A 20231-nucleotide genomic window follows, 5' to 3' on the forward strand; every position below is an offset into this window, starting at 1 on the left:
CTTTCAAGATTTACTCATCGCTCGCCTGTGCAACTTCTTTCCCGCGCTCAGTAAACCACGGACGCATCCGCGCGATGGCCTCACGCACCTGATCGGTCGAAACGGCGAAGCTGAAGCGCATGAAACGGTGACCATCCACCGGATCGAAATCCACACCCGGTGCCGTGGCGACACCTGTATCGCGCAGAAGCCGTTCGCAGAAAGTGAGGCTGTCATCGGTCAGGTGACCGATATCGGCATAGATATAGAACGCGCCATCGGGTGGCGCGATGTGGGCCAGCCCCATTTCCGGCAGGGCTTCGAGCATCAACTCGCGGTTGCGGCGATAGGTCGCCAGATGGGCTTCCAGTTCGTCAGTGCCGTCAAAGGCGGCCAGACCGGCGTGCTGGCTCAGGGAAGACGGGGTGAGGAACAGATTGCCCATCCGGGCGCGGGCTGTGTGGATCAGGTTTTCAGGCACGACCAGCCAGCCCAGCCGCCATGGGGCCATGCTGAAATATTTGGAGAAGCTGTTCACCACCAGCGCATCGTGTGTGTATTCCAGCGCGCTGTGTGTGGCCTCGGTGTAGGTCAGGCCATGATAGATTTCGTCTGAAATGACGCGGATGTTGCGGGCGCGGCACACGTCCATCAGCGCGCGAAATGCGCTGTCGGGCAGGATGGTGCCGGTGGGGTTGGCGGGGCTGGCCACGATCAGGCCGTCGGGCGCAGGATCGAGTGCGGCCACCATGTCGGCCGTCAGTTGAAAGCGCGTCTCTTCCCCGCAGGGAAGCTCAATCGGCTTCATGTGCAGGGCGCGCAGCGTGTTGCGATAGGCCACGTAACCGGGACGCGCGAGCGCCACGCGGGCGCCGGGTGTGAAGCAGGAAGTCAGGGCCAGCACGAGCGCGGTGGACGCCCCATTGGTGAGGATCACCTGCTCGGGTGCAAGAGTGACGCCATACCACTCCAGATAATGCCGGGCGATGCGGGCCTTCAATGGCTCGCTCTCCCAATAACCCATCGGGTCCGTGGCAAGGATATGCTGGGCGCGGGCTATGGCTTGTGCTGGCGCTGGGGTGGAAGGCTGACCGAATTCCATATGGATGATGCTGCGCCCCTCAGCCGCCAGCCGATGCGCGAGACTGCTGATGGCGATGGCGTGAAACGGATCGATTTCGGGAACGGTCATGAACAAAACCTGCGGGCGGCGGGGCGGAAAACGACGAAAGGCGCGTCCGCACGACGCGCCTTGTCTTCCTACCGATGATGGCGGGGCGCGGCCAGAGACCACGCTGTCCATTCAGGCTCCCGCCAAGCCGTGTCCCACCATATCCTTGGGGTTTACGTAGCGGTTGAACGTCGCCTCATCCACGCCGGAGGCAAGTGCGGCTTCCCGCAGGGTCTCGCCCTTTTCCATGGCGCGATGGGCGATGGCAGCCGCTTTGTCATAGCCGATGGCGGGGGTGAGCGCCGTGACCAGCATGACCGATTCCTCGACATTGCGGGCGATGCGCTTGCGGTCAAGTTCCGTGCCTTCCACGGAGAACGTGCGGAAATTGCGGCATCCATCGGCCAGAATGCGGACGGCGTGCAGCACATTCGCGACGATGACAGGGCGCATCACGTTGAGTTCGAGATTGCCCTGTGCGCCGGCGAAGGCGACGGCGGTGTCATTGCCCATCACCTGTGTGGCGATCATCACCATCGCTTCGCACTGGGTGGGGTTCACCTTGCCGGGCATGATGGAGGAGCCGGGTTCGTTTTCGGGCAGATGCAACTCGCCCAGACCGCAGCGGGGGCCAGAACCGAGCCAACGCATGTCGTTGGCGATCTTCATCAGTGCGACAGCAAGTCCGCGCAGACCGGCGGAGGCGCGAACCATGGCGTCCAGCCCGCCAAGAGCCGCGAATTTGTTGGGGGCTGTGACGAAAGGTTTGCCTGTCAGCTTTGCGATCTGCTCTGCAATCGCTTTGCCGAAGCCTTGCGGGGCGTTCAGCCCGGTTCCCACAGCCGTGCCGCCTGCGGCAAGCTGGGCGAGGCCCCCGCGTGAGGCTTTGAGAGCATCCAGCGCATCCTCAAGCTGCTGTGCCCAGCCGGACCACTCCTGCCCGACGGTGAGCGGCACGGCGTCCTGAAGATGGGTGCGGCCGATCTTCACCACATCCATCCAGCCATCGGCTTTCTTGCGAATGGCGGCGATCAGTTCCTCCACGCGGGGAAGAAGGGTGTTCTCGATTTCCAGCAGGGTGACGACATGCATGGCGGTGGGGAAGGAGTCGTTACTCGACTGCCCCATGTTCACGTCATCGTTCGGATGGACGGGTGTCTTGGACCCGATTTCGCCGCCCAGAAGCTGGATCGCGCGATTGGCGATCACTTCGTTGACGTTCATGTTCGTCTGGGTGCCAGAGCCGGTTTGCCAGACGAAGAGCGGGAACTCGCTGTCGAGCTTGCCTGCGTGTACTTCGTCGGCCGCGCGGATGATGGCGTCCGCCTTCCATTTCGGCAGGCGCCCGTCGGCCAGATTTACGAGGGCAGCAGCTTTTTTGACGATGCCGTAGGCACGACAGACTTCGATCGGCATGACATCGCGGCCGATCGAGAAATGGATGAGACTGCGCTGGGTCTGCGCGCCCCAGTAATGATCGGCCGGCACCTCGATCTTGCCCATCGAGTCACTCTCGGTGCGGTTGCCGGTGGCGTCGATACCGATGGGGATGTCGCGCAGGGTGTGGGATTCGCTCATGTCTTCCTCCCGTATGGAATGGCGGGCGCACCCTGACATTTTTAGACGGGTTGTTGCGAACCTCTCGCGAAACCGTGACAGCGGAGGAGGTATGCCGCTGTCACGCGGGACGGTTCAGAACGTGCGTGTTTCGATGATGGCCGAGCCACGACGCAGGGCGAGGCCGAACTGGATCCAGCCCACACCGGCGAAGATCAGTTCGCAGGCGATCAGTGTGCCCACCAGCCATAGTCCTGACCATGGCAGCGTAGCGTAGAGCATGACGCCAATGGCAAGCGTGGCGAGACCGCCGAGCAGCATCAGCCACCAGCCCGGAAGCATACGGTTCTGGAAGGCGATGACGCAGCGGATTGCGCCACCGATAATCAGGCAGATGGAGATGAACACCGTGATGACGACGGAGCCTGTGGCGGGTTCCTCGATCAGAAGACCGCCGCCGACGATGTAGAGCACGCCCAGAAGGAGCGTGAACAAGAAGCTGCCCCAGTCACGCAATGCGAAAGCATGAACCAGTTGGAACGCGCCTGCGATGATGAACAGGACGCCGAAGATGACGGTGCTGGCGAGCGTGACCGAGATGGCGTCGATCCACGCCACGGCTCCCAGAGCGATGCTGGCCAGGCCGAGTAGGACGAAGAGGAGCCAGCGGTTTCCCGCGAGAGTGTTCATGGAGAGGAATCCTGTTCGAAAAGTGAAAGGGAGCGTATCCAGATAACGTCCTCTCGGGACATTCGTTCTGGGGCGCACGCAATACACTGCGAATGGTATTTTCTGATGCGGGAAGCGGCAATGATGTGTCGCATTCCCGCAATGAGTGTGGGCGCCTCGCTTGCTTTTAGCGCGGTATGCCGTCGCTCGGATGGGCTGCGCGGAACAGGGCCCACTCTTCCACCACCTGTCCGTCCGGCAGGTGGCAATAGCCTACCGAGCCGCTGCTTTCCTTGCGGATTTCAAGATGGCCTCCCTGCTTGATGCACCAAGCCGAGGCGGGGTTAGGCATACCGATCCGATGTGGGGGATGAGAGGCAGATGCGCAGCCGACGAGAAGGAGGCTGCCGGCCGTTATAAAGAGAGCGTGGCGCAGAGAGATGGAGGGCAGGGGCATGAAATTTCGTTCCTTGTGATTACGATAGGGGAGAGGATGACTCGATGTGGGGGGCTATATGTTCAAGCGTCAATGCTGCCATGTGCCCATGCGGCCCTGTCATGAAAAGGTCATACGTATTTTCTGCGGCTTTCGGCTGGGGGTGGAGGCTATTTGTGCCGTAGGAGCCGGGAATGCGGCAGGGATATGCCAGATAAGGGGGCGACAGGAGAGCCGATTTCGCTCATGACGTTCCCCCATGGAGAGGACGGAGTAGGACATGTAACGGCGGTGCCGATCAATGTCTCACTCTGTTACACGGTGGTCATGTTTTGGGCATTTCTCTCCGGCATGTTGCCGCTCAACCACCAGATGGAGATGGTAAATGAAAAAGGCTTTTCTGCTCGTTGCGGCTCTTGGTTTCGCAGCTCCGCTCGCAGCGCACGCTCAGGACGATAATCAGAACCGTCCGGGTCAGTTCGACGATCGTGGCGGCCCGCAGGGCGACCACGGTCCGCAGGGCGATCGTGGCATGCAGGGTGGCGAGCACCGCGATGGTGATCGTCGTGACGGTGATCGTCGCGATGGTGAGCACCGTGAAGGCGATCGTCGCGACGGTGACCGTGGTCAGAACGACCAGTCCGGCGAGCATCACCACAAGCACCACAAAGACGACAACAACAACTGATCTCGTATCAGGAGTGAGGCGTTTTCGGATGCCTCGACTTGTCTGTCAGGAAAGGGCGGCTCTTCGGAGCCGTCCTTTTTCGTTGGAGTTCCTTATCCGTGTCCGGCATCCTGATGGGGCGGTGTGAGAGGAACGGTTGGCTCGGTGCGGCTCGCCACGCGGATGTCCTGCTCACGGATCAGCCAGTACACCACGCCAAGCGCCAGAACGGCGGCAGAGAAGGCGAACATCTCGGCTGGATTGACTTCATGCAGGTCGAGAATGATGAATTTCCGCGCTACGGCCAGCAGGGCGATGAGGACAATGGTGCGCACGCGCACGACATCCTTGTTGGGAGACAGGCTGATACGCAGCGAACTCTTGAATTCCAGCGCGATGATGACCGTGAAGATATTGCCGAAAACGGTCTGGAAAGTGGGCATGTCGCCGGGGTCGATCCGTTGCGCCAGAACGAGTTGCCAGACTTCCTTGGTCAGATTCCATGTCGCGAACAGTGTTACGAGCATGATGAGGGCCGTCAGCACGAGCATGATGGCCAGTTCGAATCCCTCGTAGAGATTCATCTCAAGAAAATTTTTCCGAAGGCGCGTAGCTTCGCGCGTGAACGGATCGCCGGGGCCACGCGGTTCATCTTGCGCTGACATCGCTTTCCCTTTTTCATATTCAGGCAGAAGGTATCGGCATTCTTAACATGAAACGGATGCGCGAGGCGGTGAATGACGACAGCCGTCCAAGGCTTTTCTGTTCGTGGATCGAAAAAGGAAGAATCATGAAACAGCACAAGGTCATGCTTGGTGAGCAGGTGCTGTATCAGGCAGCGCAGCTTTCTCATGCCGAAAGATTTGCTGCGGCCCGACGGGCGGAAGGTCTGGCATGTCATGTCGTGCCCGACACGACGCAGGCAAATCGGCCTGCGCGGATCAATCCTCTGACGGGCAAGCCAAGGCGGATGCGTGCAAAGGGAATCATCAGGGTCCCTGGCCCGTGCGGTGAGGATGCGGACATAAAAAAACCGCCTCAATGAGACGGTTTTTCGGCTCAAACCCGAAGTGATTTCAGGTGGACGGGAATTGTTCCTTGCTCCGCAAGTCGGCAAGGGTGCGTTCGGCTTCGGTCTGATCGGTGAAGGAGCGGATCAGTGTGTCTTCGTGGTAGATTTCCCACCGAACAGTTTTGCCGCCCGTGTCCTTGATTTCCTCAATGCGATATTCGCTCATCGTCATGTCCTTCGTGGATGGAAACGGTTTTTGCGGCTCTCAGAGCAGAGAGACGTGGCGCGTGTGAACGTCAGTTTCCCGTAAAGAAGTGCTTGGTGTCTTTTGTCGCATTTGAGCCCCACTGTCCGATTTTGTGGCCCGTGTGCGAACCCCATTGTCCCACGTTATGGGTGGTGTGGCTTCCCCATGTGCCGATCTTCTTTCCGGTCTTTTCGCTCCATTTGGTGGTGGAATGTGCGGCATTCACCGTTCCATTGCGAACGGTTTTCCATCCTTTTTCAGTGGATTGGCAGACTCCGGATGTGCAGGATTGTGTTTCCGCAGCGAGTATCGGCTGACTCGCAGTCAGAGCGACTCCGGCAATAAGGAGGGCGAAGAGCTTGTTCATCGGGTCTTTCCTCGGCAGACGTGTGGGACACGGTGCTTGCGCGAGAGGGTTATAACCTTCTGGACCCGGGAGGGGATCAAGGTGGATGCAAGCCAACCTTGTCATTTTCGCTTATGAAGCGGGGCGTTCTACCAAACGTGGGCGGAATACCTGTTCGAACCGAAGTGAACGGCCGATAGAACGATATTTTCAGGAGAAAGACGGTGGTTCCCGAAGTAGGAAGGAAACCTGCGTCTCTTAATGTCTCTGGAAGCGTCAAGAATCGTTATAAAATACAGTGAGTTGTCATATTCATTATCTCTGTACTTCTCGCCGCGACTCTGCTAAACGCATGTTTTAAGAGGGGCAAAAAGAGGGGCGGATAAGGTTATGAGTCGGCTTGCACCAAACCGTTTAACGGCCAGACAGATCACAGCCCACAAAGAGGGTGATCTGTGTGACGGTGGGAACCTCTGGCTGGTCGTTCGTGGCGCATCCCGGATATGGACCTTCCGCTATAAAAGCCCCGTTACCGACAAACGCAGGGAGATGAGCCTCGGGTCTGGCTATGACATATCTCTGGCCGAGGCCCGTATGCTCGCATCGGACGCACGACGCCAGCTTAACCAGAAGGTTGATCCACTGGAGCAGCGTCAGAGCGAAAACGCTATCAGAAAGCGAGAGGCGGGCATCTCATTCCGTGATGTGGCTGAGCGATACATCTCCGACCAAGCGGCTGGCTGGCGTGATCCACTGCGTCCGAAGAACTGGCGGCGGTCATTGGAACTGCATGCCTATGACCTGATTGGTGATAAGCCCGTCGCCAAGATCGAGACTGGCGACATCCTTTCCATTCTTCGCCCGATCTGGGTGGAGAAGACGGAAACCGCGGACAAGCTCCGTGGTCGGATGGAGCGCATTCTCGACTACGCTCGCACCCATGGCTGGAGGGCAGGCGAGAACCCAGCACGATGGAAAGGCCACATTTCCGCGATTCTCCCCAAGCCCTCGAATGTTTCCAAGGTGGAGCACCACAAGGCCATTGATCGTAAAGATATTGGGCGTGTGATGGCCGCTCTGGCCGAATCTCAGGGAATGGCCGCCAAGGCCGTACGCTTCACCTGTCTGACTGCTGGCCGGTCTGGAGAAGCTCGCAACGCAACATGGTCAGAGATCGACCTGAACGCCCGTATGTGGACGATCCCGGCGCACCGGATGAAGATGGGGAAAGAGCACCGCGTCCCTCTGTCTGACGGCGCTGTGGCCGTTCTGCAGGAGGTCTTGCCTCTACGTGATGAGCGTGCCGGTGATCTGGTGTTTCCCGGCCAGAAGCGAGCCAAGCCGTTGTCAGACGTAGCTCTATCGAAGGCGCTTCATATTGCAGCGGGCACGAAGGACGTCACCGTCCATGGCCTGCGGTCCACGTTCCGCGACTGGGCGGCCGAAGAGACGGATTACCCCAGCGAAGTGGCTGAGATGGCGCTGGCGCACGCCATCAGCAACAAGGTCGAAGCCGCTTATCGACGTGGGGATCTGTTCGAGAAGCGGCGGGAGATGATAGAGACGTGGTATTATTACACTAAATTCATTTCAACCAAATGTTAAGAGCGCAATGCTCAATATGTGTTGTCAAGAAGATTTTTCATCCGTAGTTTGTTTGACGACACGATTATCGATTCACGTTTGGTATCGCATGTCAAGGTGTTCTTGTTTTGTTGTTGCGTTCTTAGGGGAGATGTCATGGAAGTGTTGGATTACGGGGCTTTAGTCGACCGTGCTCGCAAGCACGTTATGACCTCGTCAGAGAAGCGGTTGCAGCGAGTCAGTTTGGTAATGGGGCTTCGGGGAGAGGGGTCTACACTTACGCGAGAAATTGTTGGAGAGGTTTTAGATACTGTAGAAGGGTATGGTGACGAAGAACACTCAGCATCCCGCGAATAATTAATAATATTGATTGTACCCATATGTTTGGAGGCCCGTGGGGCCTCTTTTTTTTGAGGAATTTTCGGTGAGAGATAATAATTGGGAGCGCATTAATGGAGCTATCGCACACGAAATCGAAGTTCTTAATTACACTAATCAAATAAACGTAATTGATGCCCTATGTAGATTTTTATTTTACTTTAGGAACGTTGAAAAAAAGCTTTCCCCAAGCACTCCAGAGGGTATCGGTAGTGCCAGTAGCCTTAATTTAAGAGGGGGAAGGAGGCTCTTTCCTCAGCTTAATTCCAGCACCCAGACCGCTCTCTGTAATGAAACGCGACACCAGCGGCATGCGCACCCGACCCATGCGTCCCGAACACAGTGTTTGATTGTCCGCACCTATGCCCACCGTCTTGAAAGGGCGGTGTTCTACCTCCTCAGATTTGAGGGGGTTGGGGGGCCTGCAAGCCGGTAAACGGTGCGTGAAAGGATATTAATTATTAACTATTCGTTTACTGAAGCCTCCGACGATTGGCGGCGGAGGTGCATGATGATGGATTCAAAGGAAAAGGCAGACTCACCAGAGACCGACGCGGGCCACTCTGCCATCAAACCTGACCACGGCCGCTCAACGACGTGCGGCAGTGCGTAGGATATTGAGCACGGCCAGAGGAAAGAAAATGACCCTGCGACAAGTGGCTCAGAAGATCGGTGTCGCGCCGTCAACGGTAATGAACATCAAGAGACGAATGGAGTGGGGGGTTTAGGCCTCACCGCGTTCTTTCTTCAGTCGCACTCCGGCGCCGCCGCCATTCTCAGCAATGAACTCCACACCGGCGGATTCCAGGGCGGAGCGGATAGCTGCGAGGGTGCGGGGATGAGGGGTGCGCTTGCCAGCTTCAAAGTCTGCTAACGTCGCGATTGCTACTTGAGCAGCCTCAGCCAAATCGCCCCGCGTCAGCCTCAACATGGCGCGGGCTCCCAGGCATTGCTCAGGTTTTATATCCAACATTGGTTCTCACAGTTGACTTTGTGCTATGTCAGTCATTATATCTGACATTGGCTGAAAGGCCAACATCGGACGGGTAGAGAGTTGCAGCTCTCAAACCCGGCCTAACCACAACCGAACCGGAGTTTCGGACATGACTGAGAACGCCCATAGCACGCCTGCATCAAAGCAGGCAGAGGAAGCACACGCCAACATTCTGGCGGCTATCCTCGTTTCATTCCTCATTGCGCTGTCTGTCTATGGGCTCGGATCGCCTGATCCCGTCACCGCAGGCCACGCTTATGCCGTAGAGGCCGTGCGATGAGTCCGCAGGAAACCGCCAAAGGTAACATCACGCCTCTGGCAAAAGAGGCACACGACGAGATCCTCACGGCATCCATCGCCATTGCCGGCACAAAGGGCGTCTCCGTAAAGGAGGCACCCCAAGGGAGGGCAGAATGCAAATCTGCACAGGCCCCCGAGGTTGGTGACCCCGAACACCGCGTCACCTCAGAAGGTGCCCCGTAATGGGGCGCCCTCGGAAGCAATGGCCCCGTTCCACGGTGGAACGCCTGATTGCGATGCGACAGGCTGGCGCATCGTGGCGCGAGATCGGCGTTGCCGTCGGTAAGTTTCACATCTCATGCTCGCGGTACTGAGTCGAGGTGCTTAGGATGAAGGAAAAGCGAGATTTCAATGCGTAAAATTCATATCCCAAAAGAAACGGGCCCGATTCAAATTAGAAATCAACCTAACGTCTCAAATGAAACTCTTTTTTTCATCGAAAAAGAATTAAATATAAATCGTATACAGAAATGTAACGTTGATCTCTCCAGCGTTATAAATCATATATTTATTGAATATATATTCTCGGAACGAAAAAATTATTCAAATGAAGATGAAGGACGAAAATCAGAAATAATAAAATTAAAAAAGTGGCTTGTGGAGATGCAAAAATGGTCAGAACGCGGCCTTAAATTACTATGTGCAGGAGATTCTTCTGAATCACAAGACGCGAGAGAGATACTTCCCGTTCTTTGCAGCCAATTGTCTTTAGGGATCCCTTCTGACCCAGTCAGTTTATGGGTCAAGCAATTTCAAGCATCAGGAAGCACATCAATTGATGCTGACAGCCATGAAATCAAAAATAACATCCAAGGAATAATTGCTCGGCTTCCTATGTCGATAGATATTATTAACGATCTGATATCTAATAGATTAGAGCAAATAAATAATATTTCCATAAAGCGAGGAGCAAAAAAGGATTGGTCAAAGAGAGCGCTTATTTTGAAGTTGAGGACATTCCTAAATGAAATTTATGGGAAAGATATTTCAGTAAATACTGTTAATGGGTCTGAACGCACAAGTTTATCAATACGTTGGATGCAGCTGATTATTTCGAAAGTGTGCCAGAGCGTAAATCGAAAAGATAGCACAGATCTTCTACCTGAATTGCAAAGGCTGACTCAATGGGCGGGATTGCCAAATGATGGACGCAACCATGATGCGATAGCGGATTTGATTCGCCAACTTCTGGCAGACGACAAAATAGAGAATTCCGCGTGAGGGGGAAAATCACAGAAATAAAAAAATGTCCCCCTACGAACAGTCAGACTGCTTCGTCTAGAGAGAACACGACGCACACAGCGAACGGAGAAGTTTCAAGATGAGCATTCCACAGCCAGACAGTCAGGGACGCCGCTTCCTGCGAATTGAAGACGTCATGCACGAAACGTGCCTAAGCCGAGCCACCGTTTACCGGAACACGATGCTTGAGCGCGTGAAGGTCGGAAGCCGGACGCTGATCACAGTGGAAAGCTACGAACGCTGGATCGCATCCCTGCGCCCAAAAGCTGCCTGAAAACAGAAACGCCGCCTGCGATTAGACAGGACGGCGATCTGAAAATCAGCATCAAGAGGAAATCAACACCCTCCTGATAGCGGTTTTCGGATCCGTCTGTCCATAAGAAAATTGTAGCGGCACTATAGAAAGTGCTGAAAATGCGCCTGCAAAAGCGTAAACGCCCGAGCTATGTACGAATCCACCCAGTTCCACGCCTTGTCTTCCTGACTGACGCTCTCGGATCGGACGGTCAGCCACGCGTCGGTTTAATATGGCCCGGTGATCGTCATCCGTCCGTATTCCGGACGGTTGCTGCGGCACTCGCGGCTTCTCGTAATGAGGAGGTGCGGGCATGAATGACGCAATCCTTGAGAAGAAACTGCCGGTCCCGCACATCAAATCGGGGAAATGCACCGCGACGGAGTATATCGTTTCCGATGGTCTAATCGACTGGACGTCTGCGCTGCATCTATGGGTTCACGGAATGCACGATCAGCATAATAACCCGCTTTTCGCGCCTTGCGTCGTGTTCTTCGACGACACGTGGGCGATGGTCGGCCCACTTGGCGATCTGGAACAGGCACGAAAGACCTGTCATCGCCTTGCTGCGATTCATGACAGCACTGTTTCAGATAATACCCGCCCGGAGCGACCGAAATTCTTCACTCCTGAAGAGATGACTGTCGATGTTATGCTGTCAGATCTGGGCGATGTACTTCCCGGCGATCCCTGGGCTTGGAACGAAACTGACGGACGTTTTCGCCTGAATCTTGCAGCGCTTGGCGCTGATGTCGCTCTTGGGTTGACTGATCGCGGACTCGACGCCGGACAGAAGATCGCGGCACTCGATAAACCTCTTGCCGAAATCGAGAAGGTTTTTCGATCCTGCGATGCCATCCAGCCGCATCTGGTCAGAAGCTATCTCGAAAAAATCCGGCAGGCTGCCATGGTCTGGATCCGTGAGACATCCTTTCACACGGATGAGCTGGAGACACCCGAGGACGATGGCCGGATGCTGGTCGATGAGATCAGGCGTGATGGAGTCACTGTCAGCGTGCGCCCAGCCCACCTTCTGACTGACAGCGACAAGACCCGTCTCACGACCTTGCGTGTGCCCTTGGCAGCGGCATGGCTGGAGCGGAACGGGGTATGGGTCTGCGAGTGAAAATCCCTCCCGAAAACGCCGCAGAACCGTCGGACGAAAATGGTGGCGAAATTGCTCCAACCGTGGTGAGCGCGACGAAAAAAACGGCAGGCAAAAGAGGCCGTCCGTGCAGCATCTGCACCCACACTCTGGCACGGGAGATCGACCGGGCTCTCATCAACCCGGATACGTCCTGCGCCTCGGTTGCGGAGGCGTTCCCCGGCGTCACGGCCCGTGCCCTCCAGAGACACTACACGGACCATCTCCTGCCTCGGCTGGAAAAGGCGACTGGACTGGCCTCTGATGAGATCGAGCCGACGCTTGGCATTGTCGCCCAGCTTGAAGAACTGCGTGGTCGTGCCATGTCGCTGCTCGACCGGGCGGAGAAGGCCGGCAAGCTGAAGGACGCCATCGCCGCCATCCGTGAAGCCCGTGGCGTGCTGGACAGTCAGGCCCGTGTGACCGGCGAAGGCTCCCGTGCTGGCGTGCAGATCAACATCGTCAACGCGCCCGGCTGGACGGTCGTGCAGGGGAGTATCCTCACGGCGCTGGCTCCGTTCCCCGATGCCCGTGCCGCTGTGGTGCAGGCGCTCGGACAGGTGATTGATGACTGATCTGGCGCAGGATATGGCCCGCGACATCCGGCATGGCCTCGACCCTGTGCTGTTCGCCCGTGAGCGTCTGGGGTTTGAGCCCGACCCATGGCAAGGCAGTGTACTGAACTCGACCAGCAACCGGATCCTGCTCAATTGCACCCGGCAGGCGGGCAAGACCAGCACAACCGCCGTGCTGGGGCTTCATACGGGCATGTATCATCCTAATTCCCTGATCCTGCTTTTCTCCAAGGCTCAACGTCAGAGTTCGGAACTGCTTGCCAAGATTTATGGCCACATCAACACGATGGAAGGCCCGCCCCGGCTGGTAAAGGAGGCGGCGACCGAGCTGAAGCTCGCCAATGGTTCCCGCATCGTCAGTCTGCCGGGTGACGGCGACAGCATCCGTGGCTATTCCGCTCCGAACCTGATCGTGGAAGATGAGGCTGCGTTCGTTCACGACAGTCTGTATGAGGCTTTCCTGCCGATGCTGGCGACCAGTAACGGGCGTCTGGTGCTCATGAGCACGCCCAACGGCAAGCGCGGCCATTTCTATCATGCCTGGGCCGGTGGCGATCCCAAGTGGCAGCGGGAGAGCGTCACAGCCCTTCAGGTGCCACGAATCAGCGCTGACTACCTCGAAGACATGAAATCCGAATACGGACCGCACAAGTTTGCTCAGGAGTTCATGTGCCGGTTTGTCGAGGCTGACGACCAGTTTTTTTCCGATGAGGCCATCGAGCGGGCGTTCTCCCGTGATGTGCCTCTGCTCGAACTCAATTTCTGAGGTAATCCATGCAGATACGGCGTCTTTTCTTATCGGGGGCAATGAATCTCGCTGCGACTGAAACCGGTCCCAGTGGTGTGAGCGGTGCAATTTCAGTGCCAGCGGTGCCCATTCATGGACTGGCAAGCGTGACTTTCCCTGAGTGTGATGCCGGTGCCGGCCTGCTGGTCAGCAATGACGGCTCTGCTCCACTTTCTCTTTGGTACGCGTCTGGAGAAACCGAGGCACCCACTGTTCCGGATGGAGCACGCGCAAACGGCGGCCGCATCACCATTCAGCCGGGCGCGCAGGAAGTGCTGACCGATTGTATCGGCACTGTTGGTGTCACGTATCAGGGCGGCCCTTTCACCGTGGTGCCGGGCACGCTGCATTACGCAGGTTTCGAAGATCCGGCTGATCACCCGGCTGCTACGGTCAGCCTGTGATGATCGGTTCCTACACGGAGATCGTGGAAGACCGCCGCGTCATCACCGAAGGGCAGCTTGACGGCTATTCCATCGGGCTCGATCTCGGAAAGTCGCAGGATTTTACGGCGATCTGCGTGGCGGAAGTCTATCTTTGCGAGCGCCAGCGCTGGCAGCGGACAAAGTTCCAGCCTGCGGCGCAGACCGCGCAGCGTCGGGTGACGTGGCGCTACCGCATCCGCAACGTGCATCGCTATCCACGGGGCACATCCTATCCCGATATTGCCAGATCTGTTCAGAATGTTATCGGACAACTGCCTGCGGCACCCGTGCCGCCCGCTCTGTTCGTGGACCGTACGGGCGTCGGCGCACCGGTGGTCGATACCATGCGTGAAATGGGACTGGCGCTTGTCGGCGTGTCGATCACTGGCGGCTCGAAGGTGAACAGGCCGAACTCCCGCGAGGCGAATGTTCCGAAGTCGGTGCTGGCGTCTGCGCTGGACATTGCGTTTTCCGAGGACCGGCTCGAACTCACATCGCAGGCCACCGCGTCCGAAGCTCTGAAATCTGAATTGCAGGGGTTCAGAGTGAAGAAGACCGCGCACGGGAATGAGACGATGGAAGCGTGGCGTGAAGGCATCCATGACGACCTCGTGCTGGCCACAGCGCTGGCGGTGTGGGGTGGAGAGCAGCGCATCCGCCCGCGACCACCCATTCAATGGAGTATGGGCCGATGACCATTGCCACAATCGACCCCGGCAACAGCGGCGCAATCGCCATCCTGTCCGATGCTGGCGACCTGATTGAGGTCTTCGACATGCCGACCGTGGCCATCACCGTGGCGAAGAAGCAGCGCAACGTCGTGTCTGCTCCGCTACTGGCGACAATGCTGAGGGCGCATGACCCGGCTGAGATATGGCTTGAGAAGGTCAGCACCAGACCGGGCGAGGGTGCCGTCGGAGCGTTCGCGTTCGGTCGTGGCGTTGGTGTTATCGAGGGTGTGGCCGCTGCTCTTGGTAAGCCGCTTTCGACCGTGACGCCAGCCGTCTGGAAGAAGGCCACCGGATGCCCTGCCGACAAGGGCGGAGCGAGAGTTAGGGCAATGCAGCTTTTCCCGACCGCTGCCGATCAGTTCAAGCGCGTGAAGGACGACGGGCGGGCAGAGGCCGCGCTGATCGGGGCTTACGCATGTCGAGCGCGGAAATAGTCTCACAACACCTCAGAACGGCGCTCTGAATGTCGGTCCGCAAGAGGGACAACATGCAGGGCGAACATCAACAAGAATGTTGTAACTATTTGATTTTGTATGGAAAAATAAGCGGCGGTGGTTCCCGAAGTAGGACTCGAACCTACGACCCAGCGATTAACAGTCGCTTGCTCTACCAACTGAGCTATTCGGGATCAGCCGTGGGCGACCGTATACTCAACCTTGGCAGCGTCGTAAAGCCTTTAGAGGAAGATTTTTCGCACATGGTTTTGACATCGCATAAACCGAAGGGCAGCAAGGGCATAGCGATACGGCACTGACTGAGCTGGCTTGTGCTTCGGTGCGGAAAACAGGGACAAAGGGGCGAGGAATGAAGGCAGAAGCGTACGTCCGGCAAGAGCGCAGTCGGAGACGTCTGCTTGTAGCTGCCGGAGGTACCTGTGGACTGGCATTTCTCGGTGGCGGACTGTGGTGGAAGGGGCATCGCCCGCATCGTGCGCATCTGCCACTCGACGGTCAGCCGCGTAGTCTCACCCTCGCATGGCCCGATCCGGAGGTTGATCCGGTTCTGATCGTGGCGCGTGAGAGTGGATTTTTCACCCGCTATAATCTCGATGTGACAATCCGTCCGATGGTGACGGGCGATCAGGCCATTTCCGCGCTTACGCATGACGATTTCGCAGCGGCGGTTGCGCCGGCCTTATCCTGGCTGCCGGGACTGCACGCGGGCGTTCCGGCTCGTCTTGTTGCCGGATTGAGTGCGGGGACATTTCGGTTGCTGGTGCGCAAACGCAGTGGGATGACGCGACTGGAGCACCTGATCGGACGCACGGTCATTGTTCCGAATGATGATTCGTCCGATCGCTGTTTTCTCTCGGTCCAGATGCGTCGCAAGGGGCTTAACCCGGGCGATGTGCACTGGCGTTCCGTGCCGGAGGCAGATCTCGATCGCGTAGTGGCCGCGCCGGACATGGACGCGATCATCACCCACGACACGTTGGGGTGGCAGTTACGCATGGACAACACCGCCACACTTTTCGAATTGCTCGGTTCCACAACGGGACATTACGCCGAGCGCGTCAATCAGGTTCTGGGGCTGTCCGACCGTTTCATCGACACCGACCCACAGGGCGCGGCGGCATTGACATTGGCGCTGCGCGATGCGTGCCGGTGGATTGAAAAACACCGCAAGGATGTAGCGTCTCTGCTTGCGCCCCATCTGGTGGACATGGAACTGGCGGATGTGACCGACATGCTGGCGCATGAACCAGCCCCTGTGCATTTGCTGGGCCGCTGGTTGCGCGATCAGATGGCGCAATATGCCGATGAACTGAAGCTGATCGGTCGTTTGCCTGACACCATCTCGTCAGATCTGTTCGCCGCGTCCGTCTGCCGTGACGTGATCCATATCTGACATTCAGCTGCGTGCGGCGGTCAGTTCGTGCAATCTGTGGGCCAGAGTGGGATCGGTCGCGTGCAGATACAGGCCGTGCACACCGCGCGTGAGAATGACAAACAGCGCGTTGGCCATGACGTGGCGTTTTGCCGCCGTGACGTCGGCTACTCCTTCACGACCGATAAAAGCGGCGCTGTCCTCATAATGCTCAGGCAGAAAGATCACGCGATCTGACTTTGAATCGTAGCTGACAGAGGGACCGAGAATCACTCCTGCCCAGTTCAGGTCGAAACCCTGAACGGTGTAGACCGATCCCACTTCATCGATGGAATCTGCACGCTCAGCCCATGGCAGTGGATGATTGGGCTGGTTGCGGTCCCAGCGCAGGTGGAAGGAGCCGGCCTTCACCATGTGGTCTGCGCCGTTGAGCGTGTAGGGGAAGTCATAGGTCGCAAGAATGCGGCACAGGCCGTAGCGCGCGTCCAGAGTGCGGATGTCGTGATACATCGTTTCAGCGTCGTCATAGATTCGGAAATCGAAATCCTGTTTTGCCGGGAGAGGAAGCAGTCGTCCGTCGCACAGGGCGCGTATCCAGCGCATGACATCGGGGTGGGCGCGAACCCGGAATTGCTCCGTCAGTCGCACGGTTTCATGCGGGATGTCGCCCAGATGTTTCTCCAGACGGTCCAGATCCCAGTATCCCTTGAACTTGAGTGTCTGGCGCGGGTCGAAGACCATCACGACGATGCGGGCCAGCTTGAGGATTTCATCAAGCTGGTTGTTCTGTCGGAAATGATTGTAGGCATCGCTTCGGGTGAGCAGGAGATGGGCTTCATCCACGAACACAATGTCTGTGTGTGCGCCGTTCTTGTGGGCGGCGTTGATGAAGGTGGTTGGTCGTTCATAGTCGCGTTTGCGAAGGGCCGGGACATCGGCGGCTATGTTGCGATAGAGTTTGATCATCTCGGGATGATTGACGAGGAGAATGTTGTTTGTCCCGTGCAGACAGCTTTTGGTGTCCCGACTGCGTGCTTCCTCCTGTATGCGCGTGAACGCTGTGTTCAGGACGAGACTTTTCCCGGTTCCCGCATCGCCTTCGATCACGAGGACCGCGTGTTTGTCCGCTCGGTGCGTTTCGCAGAAGCGTATGATGGTGGTCACCAGTTCCTTCTGCTGAGACGTCAGATCACGGATGGGGGAAAGACGCTGTAGCGCGCTGTTTGTTTCGGAAAGGATCATCGTGCTTCCGGCATGTCCAGTGGGGCGGGGAAGAGCCTGTCGGTCCAGCCCCGCATGCGGTAAGCGGCAAGGCCGATCCATTCATGAGCGGCCCAGTCGAGCACGGCCATGCGTGAGCCCAGCGACAGGGAGTAGGCGCGCAGATGCTCGCGTGAAAGATAACCGACCGGGTAGGGGGTTACGTTCCATCCGATACGGCGAAAGACGCCTATCGAACGCGGCATGTGGCTGGCCGATGTTACAAGAAGCCACGTTTCATCTGGCTTGGGATGAACAAGGGTGAAGCTGTCGGTGGCATTTTCCCGTGTGGTGCGAGAGCGGTCTTCCCACACAACCCGCTCAGGCGGCAGGCCGATGCCTGCGAGCAGGATTTTTGCCCATTTCGCTTCATTCGTGACGCCTTGCGTCACGTCACCGGAGCCTCCTGTAAAGATAAGCTTTGCGTCCGGGTAATGTCGTGCCAGCGTGGCGAAGGCTGTCAGACGGTCACCGGCCTGACCCGTGACAGGGGTCTGACGGTCTTCGCTGAGAAGATCGTCGATCGAGCCTCCCAGCACGATGATGCCGTCCACATGGGGAGATAGCGTGCGAACCTGTGGAAAACGGTCTTCCAGCGGGCGGATAGCCCATTGATCCACGGGACAGACGAGGCAGAGGGCAAGAAGGACGGCCACACCCCCGACCAGCATACGGCCAGTGCGGTGACGGCGGAAAAGAAGGCCCAGCAGCAAAAGCTCAACAAGCAGCGCTGTTGGCATCATCGTCATGGTCAGCAACTTGCCGATCAGGAACATGCCGCCACCTCCTTTTTCATCGCGCACAAAGCCATAGTCCCCTCATGAAAGGGAGGCAATGTGGGTTGGGATGTCATTTCGTTATCGAAGTAAAGACAGCGCGCGCGTCACGCGCTATCGTGCTGCCATGATGAAGCTTTCTTCCCATGACGCCCTCTTGGTGGTGGACGTGCAGAACGATTTCCTGCCCGGTGGCGCGCTGCCGGTTGGAGAAGGGGACGCCGTCATTCCTGTGATCAACCGTCTCTCGGCGTTGCCGTTTGGAACGGTTGTGGCGACGCAGGATTGGCATCCCCCCACGCATTGCTCGTTCCGTGAACAGGGCGGCCAATGGCCGACGCATTGTGTCGCCGGGACGACTGGCGCGGAGCTGGCAAGCGGGTTGGATCAACGTCACGTAGCCCTGATTCTTCGCAAGGGGTTGTCTCCCTCAGCAGACAGTTACTCGGCGTTTCGCGACAACAGTGGTGCAGCCACGACAGGTCTTGAGGGATGGCTGCGCGCCATGGGTATGGCGCGTGTGTTTGTCACGGGGTTGGCGCTGGATGTGTGCGTTACGGAGACCGCTCGTGATGCCCAGAAGGCCGGTTTTGCAACATTGGTGGTGGAGGATGCGTGTCGGGGGATTGCTTCAGGCGCGGATGCGACGAAGGAACTGAGAAAAGCCGGCATTCCGCTTCTTCTGTCTGCTGAGCTAGGAGCATGAAGGGACATGGTTTACTCACGCGCCGTCATCTTCTGGCGGGCGTTGGGGCAGGGATAGGCTGCGGGCTTTTGCCTGCGCAGGCAGCCCCCGGACAGACCCGCTTCGCGCCGTTGGCGGAAGAAGAGGCGCTGATCGCCTTCGGGCATGTCGGTCCTATTACGGATGGTGGATGGACCACCGCGCATGAACTTGGCATCCAGAAGATGAAGCGTGTCTTTCCAAAGCTGCGCACCATCTATGTCGAGACGGTGCCGTATTCTGCGGATGCGACCCGAATTTTTCGCCAGTTCGTGGCGGAAGGTGCGCAAATGGTTATCGCTACCTCAAACTATGGCGATTTCATCAAGGATGTGGCGGACCGGGCGCCTGACGTGGCGTTTCTTGAGTGCGACGGTACACGGGTGACGGACAATCTGGGCTGGTATTACATTACGCACTGGTATGCCAGCTACATCATCGGTGTGGCGGCCGGTCTGATGACGAAAACAAATCGTCTTGGTTATGTCGGGACGTTTCCCGTCCCTTCTGTCATCGCGAGCGCCAACGCGACATTGCTGGGCGCGCAGTCGGTCAATCCGGCCTGCACGATGAACGTGATTTCCATCAATTCATGGTTCGATCCGCAGGCGGCAACGCAGGCTGCAAGTGCGCTGGCGGACAGTGGATGCGATTTTCTATGTGGAATCACGGATGACCCGGCCTATCTGCGCGTGGCGCAAGCACGAGGGTTGAAAGCGGCGATGTGGAATCTCGATATGCGCCGTTTCGGTCCTGATTCTTATGTCAGTTCAGTCGTGCTCGATTTTTCACATTTCTATATCGAACAGGTGCGCGCGCGCCTGACCGGACAATGGAAGGCGGCGGGCACGTTTCTCACTCTCGGTCACGGAGTGGACCGCGATGTCTGGGGGGCCACCGTGCCGCCGGAGATCGCGGCAAGGGCGGATGCCGTGCGCGATCGGATTCTGGCGGGCGAGACACCATTTCGTGGACCTATTCGTGATGCGAGTGGACGCATCCGTGTGGCGGCCGGAGAGATCATGGACGATCAGGCGATCTATCAATGGGACTGGGCCGTGCAGGGGATGACGGGTCTTGTCTGAAAACGACGTCATGGCGGGCC

At 57.6% G+C, this 20231-nt stretch carries 25 protein-coding genes and 1 tRNA gene; 15 read left to right on the forward strand and 11 right to left on the reverse strand.

The features are described 5' to 3' along the window. Positions 1–10: 10 nt before the first annotated feature. The 4 genes from GOB87_RS02620 to GOB87_RS02635 all read right to left on the reverse strand — a co-directional run bounded on the left by GOB87_RS02620 (position 11) and on the right by GOB87_RS02635 (position 3833). Complete coding sequence (locus GOB87_RS02620; protein WP_166312994.1) at positions 11–1171, reverse strand: pyridoxal phosphate-dependent aminotransferase; 1161 nt, start codon at positions 1169–1171, stop codon at positions 11–13. Between the two features lie 111 nt (positions 1172–1282). Beyond that, entirely contained in the window at positions 1283–2728 is a 1446-nt protein-coding gene (gene fumC / locus GOB87_RS02625; protein WP_166312995.1) for a class II fumarate hydratase, read from the reverse strand. Positions 2729–2842: 114 nt separating this feature from the next. Then, positions 2843–3397, reverse strand: coding sequence for an HdeD family acid-resistance protein (locus GOB87_RS02630; protein WP_166312996.1), 555 nt, complete (start codon positions 3395–3397; stop codon positions 2843–2845). A gap of 166 nt (positions 3398–3563) precedes the next feature. Then, positions 3564–3833, reverse strand: a complete 270-nt coding sequence (locus tag GOB87_RS02635) for a putative hemolysin (protein WP_166312997.1) — start codon at positions 3831–3833, stop codon at positions 3564–3566. Positions 3834–4197: 364 nt separating this feature from the next. Here GOB87_RS02635 and GOB87_RS02640 point away from each other — a divergent pair, with 364 nt between their 5' ends. Further along, complete coding sequence (locus GOB87_RS02640) at positions 4198–4500, forward strand: hypothetical protein (RefSeq protein ID WP_194303175.1); 303 nt, start codon at positions 4198–4200, stop codon at positions 4498–4500. 92 nt (positions 4501–4592) lie between these two features. Here GOB87_RS02640 and GOB87_RS02645 read toward each other — a convergent pair whose 3' ends face one another. Further along, positions 4593–5144 carry a phosphate-starvation-inducible PsiE family protein gene (locus GOB87_RS02645; RefSeq protein WP_166312998.1) on the reverse strand — a complete coding sequence of 184 codons (552 nt, stop codon included), beginning with the start codon at positions 5142–5144 and terminating at the stop codon, positions 4593–4595. A 125-nt stretch (positions 5145–5269) separates the two neighbouring features. On the opposite strand from GOB87_RS02645, the gene GOB87_RS02650 reads away from it, so the two are divergent. After that, entirely contained in the window at positions 5270–5524 is a 255-nt protein-coding gene (locus tag GOB87_RS02650) for a hypothetical protein (RefSeq protein ID WP_194303176.1), read from the forward strand. Between the two features lie 31 nt (positions 5525–5555). On the opposite strand, the gene GOB87_RS02655 is transcribed toward GOB87_RS02650, so the two are convergent. Continuing rightward, positions 5556–5717 carry a hypothetical protein gene (locus GOB87_RS02655; protein WP_166312999.1) on the reverse strand — a complete coding sequence of 54 codons (162 nt, stop codon included), beginning with the start codon at positions 5715–5717 and terminating at the stop codon, positions 5556–5558. A gap of 70 nt (positions 5718–5787) precedes the next feature. After that, positions 5788–6105 (reverse strand): hypothetical protein, encoded by a 318-nt coding sequence (locus tag GOB87_RS02660; RefSeq protein WP_166313000.1) that lies wholly within the window; start codon positions 6103–6105, stop codon positions 5788–5790. Positions 6106–6474: 369 nt separating this feature from the next. On the opposite strand from GOB87_RS02660, the gene GOB87_RS02665 reads away from it, so the two are divergent. Beyond that, complete coding sequence (locus tag GOB87_RS02665; protein WP_166313001.1) at positions 6475–7689, forward strand: tyrosine-type recombinase/integrase; 1215 nt, start codon at positions 6475–6477, stop codon at positions 7687–7689. Between the two features lie 1081 nt (positions 7690–8770). On the opposite strand, the gene GOB87_RS02670 is transcribed toward GOB87_RS02665, so the two are convergent. Further along, entirely contained in the window at positions 8771–8977 is a 207-nt protein-coding gene (locus GOB87_RS02670) for a helix-turn-helix domain-containing protein (RefSeq protein ID WP_198911702.1), read from the reverse strand. A 172-nt stretch (positions 8978–9149) separates the two neighbouring features. On the opposite strand from GOB87_RS02670, the gene GOB87_RS02675 reads away from it, so the two are divergent. The 9 genes from GOB87_RS02675 (at position 9150) to GOB87_RS02715 (ending at position 14973) form a co-directional block, all read left to right on the forward strand. Next, positions 9150–9320: a hypothetical protein gene (locus GOB87_RS02675; RefSeq protein ID WP_166313002.1), complete on the forward strand. Its 171-nt coding sequence runs from the start codon at positions 9150–9152 to the stop codon at positions 9318–9320. Positions 9321–9691: 371 nt separating this feature from the next. Then, the gene (locus tag GOB87_RS02680) at positions 9692–10561 is read left to right on the forward strand and encodes a hypothetical protein (RefSeq protein WP_166313003.1); all 870 of its coding nucleotides are present in this window, start codon (positions 9692–9694) and stop codon (positions 10559–10561) included. Positions 10562–10661: 100 nt separating this feature from the next. Next, the gene (locus GOB87_RS02685; protein WP_166313004.1) at positions 10662–10856 is read left to right on the forward strand and encodes a helix-turn-helix transcriptional regulator; all 195 of its coding nucleotides are present in this window, start codon (positions 10662–10664) and stop codon (positions 10854–10856) included. 334 nt (positions 10857–11190) lie between these two features. After that, complete coding sequence (locus GOB87_RS02690) at positions 11191–12003, forward strand: hypothetical protein (RefSeq protein ID WP_166313005.1); 813 nt, start codon at positions 11191–11193, stop codon at positions 12001–12003. Next, positions 11988–12596 carry a hypothetical protein gene (locus GOB87_RS02695; RefSeq protein ID WP_194303178.1) on the forward strand — a complete coding sequence of 203 codons (609 nt, stop codon included), beginning with the start codon at positions 11988–11990 and terminating at the stop codon, positions 12594–12596. The genes GOB87_RS02690 and GOB87_RS02695 overlap by 16 nt, the downstream gene beginning before the upstream one ends. Continuing rightward, a complete protein-coding gene (locus GOB87_RS02700; RefSeq protein WP_166313006.1) occupies positions 12589–13362 on the forward strand; it encodes a terminase large subunit domain-containing protein in 774 nt (257 codons plus the stop codon). The genes GOB87_RS02695 and GOB87_RS02700 overlap by 8 nt, the downstream gene beginning before the upstream one ends. Before the next feature lie 77 nt (positions 13363–13439). Then, positions 13440–13787 carry a hypothetical protein gene (locus GOB87_RS02705; protein ID WP_166313007.1) on the forward strand — a complete coding sequence of 116 codons (348 nt, stop codon included), beginning with the start codon at positions 13440–13442 and terminating at the stop codon, positions 13785–13787. Beyond that, complete coding sequence (locus tag GOB87_RS02710) at positions 13787–14503, forward strand: hypothetical protein (protein ID WP_166313008.1); 717 nt, start codon at positions 13787–13789, stop codon at positions 14501–14503. The genes GOB87_RS02705 and GOB87_RS02710 overlap by 1 nt, the downstream gene beginning before the upstream one ends. Beyond that, entirely contained in the window at positions 14500–14973 is a 474-nt protein-coding gene (locus GOB87_RS02715; RefSeq protein WP_166313009.1) for a RuvC family protein, read from the forward strand. Before GOB87_RS02710 ends, GOB87_RS02715 begins: the two co-directional genes overlap by 4 nt. A gap of 118 nt (positions 14974–15091) precedes the next feature. On the opposite strand, the gene GOB87_RS02720 is transcribed toward GOB87_RS02715, so the two are convergent. Further along, positions 15092–15167 (reverse strand) — tRNA-Asn (locus GOB87_RS02720). Between the two features lie 176 nt (positions 15168–15343). Here GOB87_RS02720 and GOB87_RS02725 point away from each other — a divergent pair. After that, on the forward strand, positions 15344–16387 hold the full coding sequence (locus tag GOB87_RS02725) for an ABC transporter substrate-binding protein (RefSeq protein ID WP_166313010.1): 1044 nt from the start codon (positions 15344–15346) through the stop codon (positions 16385–16387). 3 nt (positions 16388–16390) lie between these two features. On the opposite strand, the gene GOB87_RS02730 is transcribed toward GOB87_RS02725, so the two are convergent. Beyond that, the gene (locus tag GOB87_RS02730; RefSeq protein ID WP_166313011.1) at positions 16391–17608 is read right to left on the reverse strand and encodes a DUF2075 domain-containing protein; all 1218 of its coding nucleotides are present in this window, start codon (positions 17606–17608) and stop codon (positions 16391–16393) included. After that, on the reverse strand, positions 17605–18429 hold the full coding sequence (locus tag GOB87_RS02735; RefSeq protein ID WP_264806497.1) for a YdcF family protein: 825 nt from the start codon (positions 18427–18429) through the stop codon (positions 17605–17607). Before GOB87_RS02735 ends, GOB87_RS02730 begins: the two co-directional genes overlap by 4 nt. Before the next feature lie 103 nt (positions 18430–18532). Here GOB87_RS02735 and GOB87_RS02740 point away from each other — a divergent pair, with 103 nt between their 5' ends. Together GOB87_RS02740 and GOB87_RS02745 are read left to right on the forward strand one after the other, a co-directional pair. Continuing rightward, complete coding sequence (locus GOB87_RS02740; protein WP_338421415.1) at positions 18533–19108, forward strand: nicotinamidase; 576 nt, start codon at positions 18533–18535, stop codon at positions 19106–19108. Continuing rightward, a complete protein-coding gene (locus GOB87_RS02745) occupies positions 19105–20211 on the forward strand; it encodes a BMP family ABC transporter substrate-binding protein (protein WP_166313013.1) in 1107 nt (368 codons plus the stop codon). Before GOB87_RS02740 ends, GOB87_RS02745 begins: the two co-directional genes overlap by 4 nt. The last annotated feature ends 20 nt before the right edge of the window (positions 20212–20231 follow it).

Source organism: Acetobacter estunensis, assembly GCF_011516945.1.
Lineage (GTDB): Bacteria > Pseudomonadota > Alphaproteobacteria > Acetobacterales > Acetobacteraceae > Acetobacter > Acetobacter estunensis.